This is a genomic window from Bacillus sp. LR--39, from assembly GCF_053613335.1.
The window spans coordinates 999,578-1,012,895 of record NZ_JBSIOT010000001.1 but is presented as its reverse complement, the minus strand read 5'-3'; the positions used below and the strand labels follow the sequence as shown (position 1 = coordinate 1,012,895).

At 46.4% G+C, this 13,318-nt stretch carries 2 protein-coding genes; both read right to left on the bottom strand.

Going from position 1 to position 13,318, the window contains the following annotated elements; genetic code table 11:
* Positions 1–27 precede the first annotated feature (27 nt).
* Positions 28–11,976: a bacillomycin D hybrid PKS/NRPS BamA gene (gene bamA / locus ACWHAR_RS05120; protein WP_032875092.1), complete on the bottom strand. Its 11,949-nt coding sequence runs from the start codon at positions 11,974–11,976 to the stop codon at positions 28–30.
* Positions 11,977–11,995: 19 nt separating this feature from the next.
* Complete coding sequence (gene bamD / locus ACWHAR_RS05115; RefSeq protein WP_032875094.1) at positions 11,996–13,198, bottom strand: bacillomycin D biosynthesis malonyl-CoA transacylase BamD; 1,203 nt, start codon at positions 13,196–13,198, stop codon at positions 11,996–11,998.
* Positions 13,199–13,318: the final 120 nt, after the last annotated feature.

Sequence of the window (13,318 nt, the reverse complement as noted above, 5' to 3'; positions counted from 1 at the left end):
TATATTTTAAAGAAATAATGCTTTTCCCTAAAAGTTCAATTGAATAGAATCAAGCGCGTTCTCTTCTTCCTCATTGCTGCCGCTCAATCCGATATGTTCGATTAGAATGCTTGGCTGTTCCAAAATCGCCGATAGGATGTGTAAGTAGTCGTTTGATAAAACCTCGATTCTGCTTTTCTTAAACAGTTTTTTCGAATATTCAAACAGTCCGTGATAGTTGTCGCGGTCCGCCTGAATCGACAAGGTCAAATCGAATTTGGCAACCGGATGATGAAATGGATACGGCTTGAGTTGAAGGGAATCGAAAGTCAATTCAGCATGATCAAGATTTTGCAGCACAAACATCGTATCGAATAAAGGATTGCGGCTTGAATCTTTTGGAAGATGCAGATGCTGAATTAATTCTTCCAATGGATAGTCTTGATTTTTATAAGCGTTCAGCATGTTTTCTTTTACTTCATTTAAGTAGGCATCAAATGTTTTACGGCCCGCCGGGTGATTGCGAATGACTAACGTATTGACGAACATTCCCACGACCGGCTCTACATCTAAATGAGTCCGCCCGGCAGACGGCGTTCCTACGATAATATCTTCTTGTCCGCTGTATTTGGATAAAAGAATCGTATAGGCTGCCAATAAAATCATATACAGTGTTGCTCCTGTGTCTTCTTCCATTTGGCTTAAACGCTGTTTTAAGTGTTCGGGTATAAGAAATTCAAATGATTCGCCTTCGTAATCGCGTATGGCAGGTCTCTCATAATCCGCGGGAATATCCAGTACAGGAATATCACCGTGAAACTGATCCAGCCAATACGCTTCCTGGTTCTTGATGTTCCGTTTCTGAATGTCCGATTGCTGCCAAACTGCAAAGTCTTTATATTGAATAGAGAGCGGGTCCGGTTCGTTCCCCTCGTAGATTCGGCTTAAATCTTTCATCAGAATATTGACGGACACGCCGTCAGAAATGATATGATGCATATCAACCACAAGCACGTGCCGCGCAGGTTCAATTTCAATCAGTCCGGCCCGCATCAGCGGCGGTTTGGCTAAGTCAAACGCTTTGATGAAATCAAGCACACGGTCTTCCGCCTCTTCTTTGCTAGCTTGAATTCGTTCTATCGTAAAGTCGACGTGATGATGAATACGCTGTGCCGGCTCGCCTTCATATAAATCAAAGCTGGTCCGCAGCGCTTCATGACGCGCGATTAATTTTCGGAAAGCGGCGTTTAACCGTTCGGGATCGATCGTCCCTTCCACATTCATGGCACCCGTCATATTGTAAGTCAGCTCGCCGCCTTCTGTGTGACTTAACAAATACATCCGCCTCTGAGCTGAAGAAACCGGATAATATGGCATTTCCTTTGCAGCCGGAATCGGTACATATCGATTTTTGTCCATGTGTAACGCCTTGTCAGCCAATTGTTCAATGGTAGGAAACTTGAATATGTCTTTGAGAGACAGATTCACATTCAGCTCTTTGTGAATTCTGGCGGCTAAGGCAGCCGCTCGGATGGAGTTGCCTCCGAGATCAAAGAAATTATGTTTGATCCCCGCATGGCTTATTCCGAGCACTTCCTTCCATAAATCTGTCAGTTTGGACTCCGTCTCATTACCCGGCGGAACATATTCAGCTGTCTGCTGCAGACTCGCTTCCGGTGCAGGCAGTGCCTTACGGTTTATTTTCCCGTTGGATGTTAACGGCATATGCTCCAGATGGACAAAATAGGTCGGAACCATGTAGTCCGGAAGCTGCGATGACAATTGTTCCCTAAGCTGCGCAGCCGCTATAGGCTTGTCGCTTACGTAATACGCGCATAATTGTTTTAAGCCGTCTTCTTCTTCTTTCACTGTAACCGCGGCTTTTTGCACCGCTTCCGCGTTATGCATTGCTGCTTCAATTTCACCAAGCTCGATTCGGTGTCCCCTGATTTTGACTTGTTCATCAACGCGCCCAATATATACGAGATTTCCGTCCTTCAATCGCTTAGCCAAATCCCCTGATTTGTACATCTTCGCTCCCGGTACATACGGGTTTTCAACAAATTTCTCTGCCGTTAAATCCGGGCGGTTCCAATACCCTCTGGCAACACCCGGTCCGCTGATATATATTTCGCCGATTACCCCGATCGGAACCAGGTTTCTGCTTGCATCGGCCACATAAATATCCGTGTTGGCAGCCGGAGTGCCGATCGGTACAAATTCCCGCTTGTCCCGTTCTGCGTCGAAGTGATAAATCATACATCCGACGACAGCTTCCGTCGGTCCGTATTCATTGAAAATGTCCAGCCGGCCTTTAAACTGTTCGCTGACACTTTTGGCCAGACGGGTGCTTAAATTTTCTCCGCCGACAATCATTTTCCGTATTGCGGTGCCGCCAGCGATATTCATCTCCTTGATGACGTGCAGATGTGCCGGGGTCAATTTGATCATGTCTATTCTTGAGTCCCGCATAATCTCAGAAAGCACAGCGCTTTTGTCTTCGCCGTCAAAGACAATGATGGTATTTCCCGTAACCAGCGGTGTAAATATCGAGGTCACAGTCAGATCGAAAGAGATGGAAGAGTATAATGGGAAGTTGGTTTTCTCACCTCTTACATAAACCTCTTTCGCCCACCAAATATAATCAGCCAGCCCCTGATGCTCAATGAGTACACCTTTTGGATTTCCCGTGGAACCTGACGTATAGATCATGTAGGCCAAATCATGCGCATCGCTGTCCGATTCAAGATTCGAGTGATCTTCATGGTATGAGTTTTCCTCATCCAAAAGCACAATGTCACCATCATACGGTAATTGATCCAGCAGGCTGCGCTGTGTCAACACAACCTCCGCTCTTGAATCTCTCAGCATATATTGAATCCGATCTTCCGGATATTCAGGATCAATGGGCACGTATGCGCCGCCGGCTTTCAGAACAGCCAAAATTCCGACAATCAGCTCGATCCGATGCGGGCTGATGATGGCAACGAATTGATCCGCTTGTACGCCTTTTGTCCGTAACGTCCGCGCCAATCGGTTCGCCCGTTCATTGAGCTGTCTGTACGTATAACGCTCATTGCCAAAAATAACGGCTTCATGATCGGGACTCTGTTCCGCCTGCATTTCAAACCACCGATATACCGTTTCCTTATGCGGATACGGCGTCTTTGTGCCATTACACTCCGTCAGCAGTTGATGACGTTCGGTTTCAGACAGCATAGGAACAGAAGACAATGTCATCTCCGGCTGCTCAGCAAGGCTGTTTAAAATGGCGGTATAGTGTCTGGTGATCTGTTCAATGGTGTCTTTTGTGAATCGTCCCGGTCTATAATCAAAATGCATCTCTATCTGTTGACCGGCATCTTCGATCGTGAGCATCAAATCATATAAAGAGACCCCTGGATTTCGTTCTTTCACTTTAAATGTACATTCATTGTGCCGGATTTCATGAAATTCAATGTTTTGAAACACAAACATCGTGTTAAACAGAGACTTTCCGGTTGTTTCCCGCTGTACATTTAATTTCTCCACAAGCCGGTCGAATGGATAGTCTTGGTTTTCGAAAGCGTCAAGCGTCTGCCGCTTTACTTCTTCCAGATAATCCGTAAACGTTCTATTGGCGTGCGGCTTCGTCCGGATTCCAATGGTTTGTATGAAAATACCGATGATCTTTTCGATATCCGGATGATTTCTTCCTGAAGCAGGCGTGCCAACGACAATGTCTTCTTGTCCCGTATATTTATGAAGCAGCACATTATAGGCGGCCAGAAGCACCGTATAGAGAGTCGTTTCCGCCTTTTGTGCCAAGTCTTGAAGCGAACGGATGACATCCGGCTGTAAGGAGCATGTCACACGCTGTCCCTCAGAAGACCGTTCTGCCGCTTTTGAACCGTCTGTCGGCAGGTCAAGGATGGGAATTTCGTCTTGAAATTGTTCCAGCCAATATGTCTCCTGCCGCTTCATGGCATCGTCATTCATCCGTTGGTTTTGCCATTCTGCGAAATCTTTATATTCAAATTCAATGTCCGGTAATGGTTTCTGATGATATAAAGCCAGCAATTCATTTGTAAGGATGTTGACGGAATAACCGTCCGAAATGATATGATGCATATCGATGAGCAGTTCGGCCTGCTCGTTTTCAATCTTGATCAGCTCCGCACGAACTAACGGAGCTTGGTCCAGGCGGAACGGTTTTACAAACCGGTCTGAATAGGCATCAAATTCATCCCGGCTCATTGTCCGGACATGAACGTTAAAATCAACTTCGTTTTCAAGTTTCTGAACGATATCGCCATCTATAATGTCGAAATACGTGCGAAACGCTTCGTGCCGCTGCATCACTTGTTGAAGAGATGAGATCAGGGCTTGCTCATCGTACTTCCCTGTTATTGATATGTGGCCGAACATATTTTGCGCCAGCTGATCCGGTTCCAGTTGGTGCAGGAAATATACTCTTTGCTGCGCCGGCGATGTCGGGTAATACGCTTTTTTCTCGGCAGCCTTCATCGGGAGGTGCACGACTTTCGTTTCGTTCTGAATGAAACGTGCTAATTCCTTAACAGTCTGGTGATTGAAAAATTGTCCGATGGAAACCTTTTGATGAAATGTCTTCTGAACTTTGGAAAGCATAAGCGTCGCCTGGAGTGAGTTTCCTCCCAGAGCCAGGAAGCGGTCTGATCTGCCGACCCGTTCAAGGCCGAAAAGTTCCTCCCAAATCCGCGCCAGCTGCCGCTCCGTTTCATTTACCGGCGCCTCGTAGGCTTCAGTAAAATTTGCCGTATTGCTTCCTATTGAAGCGATCCGCTTCTGGTGTTCGGCGTAAAGTGCTTGTAAATCATGCTGTTCTTCATCGGAAAACATCATCATGGCGTCAAGAGGGATTGAATCTCCCTCAACCATTTTTTGCAGCAATTTTGTAAAACCCGCTCCCCACTTTTTCATGATTTCCGGACTGACGACGTTCGTATTAAAGTCGAAATCAAGAACATATTCTTGATGCGCGTCTGTTATGTTAAGAAATAAATCGTACAGGGTGCGTTTTACCGGGTATGCAACAGGCTCCGCCTCCGCCTTTCCGAAATACAGCTTTCGAAAAGGTCTGTCTAAATTAAAGATAATACGCATATCCGGCATTTGATCGTGCGGAAGCTCTCTGGCCACCAGTGTCATCGGGACGGCTTGGTGCTGCATTGCAAGATTCACGCTTTCTTTCATGCTGCCAAGATAACCGGATAAAGTGCTTTCTGAAGAAGACGTGTTCTTCACCGGAATCATATTGACGCAATTTCCAATCAGATCATGCTGTTTCATATGCGATTGACCTGCAGCGGGGATCCCGATCGCAAGGCCTGACTGTTTGGTAAGCCGGTGCAGAAAAAGATGAAATGCGCCCAGCATCGTCACAAATACGCTATTTTTCATCTGAATGCTTAATGATCTTAAAGCCTCGCTCAATGGCCGTCCAAGCCTGACGGTACACCGGTCTCCCTCATACCCGTTCGGATAACGGACAGAATCTGCGGTTGGCAGAATTGGCTGCTGTATCGGTTCAGAGAAATGACGCCGCCAATAACGGACCCCTTCTTCATACTGGCCGCTGTCGATCTGTGCCTGCTGCCAGTCTAAGTATTGGCGAAACGAAACATCTGCCTCTTTCGGTGAAATCGATTTTCCTTGTACTATTGCCGCGTAGTTGCTCTCCAGTTCTTGAACAAAAACGGCGATTGACCATCCATCGGCAATGATATGATGGAACGTGAGCACAATCAGATGTTCATTGTGAGCCGATGTAAGCACATGGATTCTAAACAAAGGCTTTTGTTCATGGAAATGAAACTGCCGCTTGGAATCTTCTGTCAGCCATTTTTGGATTTCCGGCTCCCGATGTTCATGCGGGAGACCGGTAAAATCAATGACAGGTATTTCTATATTCATCCGTTCCTGCACTTGCTGTACCTCGTCATCGGGATGAATCACCGTACGTAAAGCTTCATGACGGTCAACGATATGCCGGACGGCTTGTTTTAATGATGTATACTGCAGTTCGCCCTTCACTTTCAGCATAATGGACTGGTTTAAAGCGGCGGAAGCTTCATTCCCGTAATGGGATGCCATAACCAACTGCTTTTGTTCAGGTGAAAGCTCGCGCGTCCCGGACTTTTTACGGCCTCCGCCATCAGGGGAATCCGGGCCTTCCGGAATAAATCCGCCTCGGCGAAGATCCTCCACCGTGTCTTTCACCGCTTGAATAATATTTTCGATATCATCCGCGGTATGCGCCGCAGACAAGAAGCAGTTGCGTCCCTCCCATACATAGACCCCTTTATAGTTGAGATGGTAAAAGAACAAGTCATTATCAAGCGATGAGACAAACCGGAATAAAGAACCGAATCGAACCATGCGGATAGGCACTTGCGCTTGTTCGAAGCAGCGATTCAGCTCATCGACCAGGTAGGCTGTTTTTTGATTAAGCTGCTCATACAGATGTTCTCCCTCGGTTTGTAAATGGCGAAGGACGGCTAATGACATCCTCATGGTAAGCGGGTGAGTATTGAAGGTGCCGGCCACAAACGTGCGTTTCGCCTCGTCTTGCGGGTAGGAATCGTCCCCATACTGCCAGGTACCCCCGTCGATCGCATTCATGAACTCAGCTTTTCCGGCAACTACCCCTAACGGCTGTCCGCCGCCGATGATTTTTCCGTAGGTCACTAAATCAGCCTGAATGCCGAACCATTCCTGTGCGCCGCCAAGACCGATCCGAAATCCGGTAATAATTTCATCCATAATCAGAGCTGTTCCGGATTGCTGCGTGATCGCCCGCAATTCTTTCAAAAATGCCTGCGGCTGCAAATCCGGTCTGCGGCTTTGTACCGGTTCCACCAGTACGGCTGCCAATTCATCACCAAGACTGCGGATCACATCCAGCGAATCGGGATTGTTGTAATGTAAAATAATCAAATCATCCATAAAGCTCTGCAATATGCCCGGAGCCAGCGGATTCGCAGACGCAGCCCCGCCTTTTGTGCCGGCAACCCCTAATACGCCGTCAAACGTCCCGTGATAAGATCCTGAGAACGCCACGACTTTCTTTCTTCCTGTTGCCGCCCGCGCCAAACGCAGGGCAACCATGACGGCCTCTGTTCCGGAATTATAGAAAGCGACCCTTTCCACTCCGGTACATGTGCGGATCCGGTCGGCAACTTCACCGGCGACATCTGACATCGGGCCGAGCGGAGGCAATGATGAACGGGTTGAATCATCGATAACCTGTGTAATAAAGGAAGGATGATGCCCGAAAAGGTTAACCCCGAATCCCATGGTGATATCGATATATTCATTTCCGTCAATATCCCACATTTTAGAACCGTCAGAACGTTCGGCGATAATCGGGTATACGATTTCCTTCCAATACGAACGGAAGCTGGACAAATTGCGGTTGTTTGCATGAGCAAATCGGGTGTTGTCCGTATATTGTTTGGAACCTTTCGTTTTATCTGCGTATTTCTTGATGAAATCTTCTAAGTATTGTTTTTGCCGTGCGGTATAGTGTCCCTGATCATTCAGGTTCTGAGGCTGGAAAGGAACATAGGGTTTCGCTTCTTGAGCCGCTTTCTGTTCTGCAGTGACGGTCGGAGGCCCCTGCTTGACAGAAGGAATTGATTTCTCTTGCGCTTTAGCGTATTCTTTCTCATCGGAATGATGTCCGCTGTTTCTCAGCAAATTAAAGCTATTTAATTGAGCTTGCAAGGCATCCTGAATTAATTGATTTTGAGATGCGATTATTTTTTCGAGCGTATGCTCTTGATGACCATCTCTGCGATCCGATTCAGGCTGCGCTTCTGAAATGACCTGTTTTTCCTGCGCCGGAACATTCTCTTGAGGCGGAGCGGATGCAATGGACGATGGAACGATATCAGCCAAGTAATCTATGACACTTTGAAGGTTGGTCAACGTATCAAAAAAACGATCCATCGGGATATCTACCCCAAATTCGTCCGCGATGGCTTTTTTGATCTGTGACAGCATGATAGAATCCATTCCGAGCCCGATAAAATGAGCATTCAGATCGAGTTCCTCTCCCCTGATCCCCGAAGCATTGCTGATTACAGTTTTCAGGAAGGATTCAATATGCGCCTTCGATTGATTGATATTCAATGCCGCTTCTCCTCTCTTTTCGCCCTCGTTTAAGCGCAACTGGTCAGCTTCAGCCCAGCATCGGCTCCGTTCAAACGGATACAGGGGCAATGGCGTCTTTTGTACAGTTTCACCGGAATAAAGCGCGCGCCAATCGATAACGGCTCCTTGCACAAATAATTCGGCTGCGCGATGCAGCCATGTGATCCGTTCATCTTGCGTACGTAAACGCTGCTTAATCAGAGCGGCTGCTTGTTGATTCAGCTCTTCTTTATGAGCAGGCAGCATTTCCTTCATATTCTTGTAACCGATGTATACACCGGGAAGGTTTCTGTCTCCCTGAATCAGGCGGGACAGCTTATCCGATAATTCTTGCTTACCGGATACAATCATGGCAATGCCATGATCCAAATGAGCCCTGCCCGTACTGGCTGTATAGCAAATGGACTTTAATGAAGCTTGGCTGTCATCCGATACATATTGCCGGTACTGCTGTGCGAGTTCATAGAGTGACTTTTCAGTATGAGCGGATAAAACAAATAGGTGCGGCCCATGTTCATCCTCGGGTGCATACTCACTTTGAGAAATATATTCTTCCAATACCACATGAGCGTTCGTTCCGCTAAAGCCAAATGAGCTGACTCCGCCTCGCAGCGGCTCATCACCCGATGTGAACTCCGAAACTTCCTGATTCACATAAAATGGTGATGAGTGAAAATGAATGAGCGGATTAGGTTCATTAAAGTGCGCTAACGGCGGATTTTTCTTGTGATTCAGCATGAGGACAGATTTGATCAGCCCGACGATGCCTGCCGCTTCAAACAAATGGCCGATGTTCGATTTAACAGAACCAATCGCACAAAATTGTTTTTTTGCCGTATACTTTTCAAACGCTTTACAAAGCCCGTTAAATTCAACCGGATCGCCGAGCTTCGTTCCGGTGCCATGCGCTTCGATGAAAGACAGTGTTTCAGGAGCAATGCCCGCGTCTTTCCAGGCCGTCTCAATGACCTCAGTCTGAGCTGCCGGATTCGGTGCTGTAATCCCGGCGGTTGTTCCGTCTTGATTCAGCGCGCTTCCCTTGATTACGCCGTAAATATGGTCTCCGTCGCGAACAGCATCCTGCAAAGGTTTTAGCAGGACTGCGGCCGCGCCTTCACCTGTGCCCGTGCCGTCTGAATCTTTGCTGAACGTTTTCGTGTACCCGTCCGAAGATTCCATATCAAGTCCGATACAGATCGGCAAGAGCGATGTCCGGATACCGCCGGCAAGAGCCATTTCACAATCGCCGGACATTAAAGATTTACATGCCATATGAACGGCGGCAAGCGATGAGGAGCATGCCGTATCCACTGTGACCGCCGGCCCTTTTAAATTTAAGAAATAAGCGATTCGGCTGGCTAGCACGGAAGGGAGATTGCCCACGATATATTGATGAAGTTCATCCGGATAATTCGCAGAAAGGAGACGTTCATAATCGTAGCCCACCTTCGAGTACCCCGCATATACCCCGACACGGCTCCCGTTCATGCTGCCGCCGGCATAGCCCGCATCTTCAATCGCATGCCATGCAGACTGCAAAAACAGTCTTTGGTTAGGGTCCATAAACTGAGCCGCTTTAGGAGCTAAACTGAAGAACGAATAGTCAAAGCGGTCGATTTCATCTAAATAGCCGCCCTTCACAAACTGACTCTCATTGAACTCGCTTTGGATGGACTTTAAATAATCCGCCGCATCTTTCAGCCGGGATTCGGGGTATTCTCGAATGCTGTGCTCACCTTTTTCAAGCAGATTCCAAAAATCACTTTTCGTTGACGCTCCCGGGACATTGAGCGACATCCCGATAATGGCGATATCTTTCGGTGTCACATGGCTTGGTTTCGCTGCCGCGTCCTGCTTGATTTCAGCCCGGCTTTCAGACAGATATGCCGCTAAATCAGTGATAGAAGGATACGTAAAGAGATCTGAAACGGCAAGCTTGCGTCCGAATTTCTGTTCTATGCGCTCGGCAATCTGCGATAACTGTAATGAATTTGCTCCCATATCAAAATAACTGTCAGCGAGGTGAACCTTTTTTCCATCGAGCACTTCGGAAAAGATAGACAGCAATTCCGTTTCTATCTCATGAATGGGTGTCTGTCCGGATGTTTCCGTGCTGCTCTCCAAACATTCATTGATGGCGGCAGACTCTGTTGAAAAATTCCCTGCCTCATACTGTCTGGCAAGTTCGTAGCGTTTAACCTTTCCGCTGGTTGTTTTAGGGAGTTTTCGGATCGGAAGGACTTCTTTTATGCTCCAGCCGCCCCGCTTGTACAAATGTTTTTTTATCTCTTTGACAAGCGGTGCAAATTTTTCAGGTGATTTTTTGTAAACAACAAAGAGCACGATTTCTCCGCTTTGCGTCTTTTGATCATATACACCGCAGGCGGCAACCCTTCCTAAGTCAACCTCTTCCATTTCAATCGCGACCCGTTCAATATCGTGCGGGTAGATATTTTTTCCGTTCACGAAAATAATGTCCTTTTCTCTTCCGGTTACGACTAAGTTACCACTTTCACTAATGAATCCGAGGTCTCCCGTTTTTACCCAGCCGTCAGAAGTCAGCGCTTTTTCCGTACTCTCTGGGTTGTTATAATACCCTTGCGTCACATTGTCTCCTTTGATGTGGATATGGCCGATGATTCCGTCTTCTACTCTTTCATTTGTTTCATCGGAGATCCGAAGCTGACAATAGTCAATAGGTTGTCCCACTTCAACGAATGAAGCGCAATTTTGGTCCTCTTTGCTGACTTTTACAGCTCTTTCACCAAGATTTAAATAGTCACGATGCAAATAAACGGGAACGAATTCTTTACCTATTTTAGAGAACGCTGCGCCAACCGAAGCTTCCGCTAAACCGTAAACATTCAAAATAGCGGATCTTTTCAGATTGAATGCTGCGCATCTTTTCAAAAATTCGTCACACAGCTCCGGCAATATCGGTTCTGCACCGTTTGCGATGACCTTGATGTGTGATAAATCCCAGTCTGGTTCGTTTTTCAGAAATTTAAGGAAGTAGTTGTACCCGAAATTAGGAGATGATAGAATACTGGCTTTGTGTTCATGAGCTTTTTTCATCCAAAGAATAGGTCTTCGAATAAATAACTCTGTAGGCATTAGATTTTGATTGATTCCGGTTATGAAGGGAACAAGGTGGCAGGCGATGAGCCCCATATCATGCGTTAAAGGCATCCATGATAAGAAAGAGTCTTTCGAATGAACGTGTAGGGCAGTCCCAATGGCGCACGTGTTATGTATTAAGTTGTGATGCGTTAACATGACTCCTTTTGGATCTCCTGTTGATCCAGAAGAAAATTGGATAAAGGCGAGTTCATCCGCATCAGGTTCATAAAATGAAGCGGGGTAATCGTAGGTTTGATCTTGAATGATGTCAGATTTTTCGTTTAATTGATGATGGAAATCCTGTAAATCGTGTTCTGCAGCGTATTTCTTTATTTTGTCCAATACTTTTTCAGAGGCAATCAGAAACGGATGATTTAATATATTCCAAATGCGCCAGACCTTCAGCTTATGGTCATCATCTTCTCCGATACTGACCGGCACCGGGATCATTCCTCCTAATATACAAGCCCAAAAAGCAACGACAAATGATTTATTTTCTCGGATTTGAAATACAATTTCCTGCTTCGGCTTAATGCCGAGATGCTGTAAATAGCCAAGATACCCTTGCGCCTCTTCAAACAATTGGCGATAAGAGACAACCGTCTCGTTTTTATCGGATTCGATAAAACGGATCCCGCGATCAGAGATATTGCTTCTTTCCCGAATGACATCTACTAAGGTTTGGAATTGACTGGTATACATAGGTCCCCTCCTGGGCGCTTTATTTTAAAATCCGCAATTCTTCCCAAGCCGGAAGCTGTTTAGCTTCACAAATTAATTTGCATAAATGGATCGAATGTTCGAGTTCTTGTTCTGAAAGCACATCTTCATGCCTTTTCATTCTCTCTTTCAGCTCTTGGATTTGCGTAAATAATGGCGTCGTCATATTGGAATAAGCCGCTGAATCCTTGTTGTAATTTCGCGCAATGACGGATTGAATCATCAATTTATTTAGTTGTTTTTTGCGTAAATGGACAATATGTTTCTTTCTTTCCGCTGAATTGGAAAGCGGGGGAACATCAGATGTCTGTCCTAAGGGATAAGGTACAATGTGATTCGTTGTTTTTCTCAGCAGACCGGCTAAGACATTGTTCGGACCCATTTCGATGACTTCTGTGACTCCATGTAAAAGCAAGTAATGCATCGATTCTGTCCATCTAACCGGCATCGTCATGTGCTGCTTGAGATGTTCGCGGATCGAATTTCCGCTGCTGTAAGGGCGTGCGGTGACATTTGAAATGATCGGCCATGCGGCATCCCGGAAGGAATACCGGTGTAATACAGTCTGGAATTGTTCAGATGCTGATCGTACCATCTGACTGTGAAAAGGCGCACTGACATTCAAATAAGTGTATGCCGCACCCTTTTCCTCCGCCATCTTGATGACACGTTCCACAGCTTGCCGGTGTCCGGAAATCACATGCTGCTGTTCTGAATTCATGCAGGCTACACCTGCCGGAAAGTCTTCCGTCGACACTTTCGAACATATTTCTTGCAAGGTTTGAAGAGAGAGGTGAGTCACGGCGGCCATCGCCCCCTGCTGCTGAGGATCCGCATTTTGCATAAGAATTCCCCGCTCCCTTACAAGTGTAACGGCATCCTGAAAAGAAAGGGCGCCGGCACAGACAAGCGCTGAATATTCGCCTAAGCTATGGCCTGCCAGGAAGCGTGGCTTCACCCCTATTTCCTGCATATACACTTGAAAAGCAATGACACTGACCGTTAAAATAGCGGGCTGCGCGTTCATTGTCTTTGTCAATTCATTCATATCTCCGTTAAAACACAGTTTTTTTACATCCAAGGAGATCGCATCGCTCGCTTCTTCAAACAATCTCTTTGCGAGCACAAAATCATTCCAAAATTGTTTGCCCATTCCTACAAATTGAGACCCTTGTCCAGGAAATAAAAAGGCAAGATTGTTCATGAGATTCCTCCGATCATATTGAACAAGGGATACAATATCCTACAAAATATCCCTTTATATAACATCCTAGCATGATTATAACAAATGTGTATAGAATACTTTCGGAGGAGTTATTGTTCG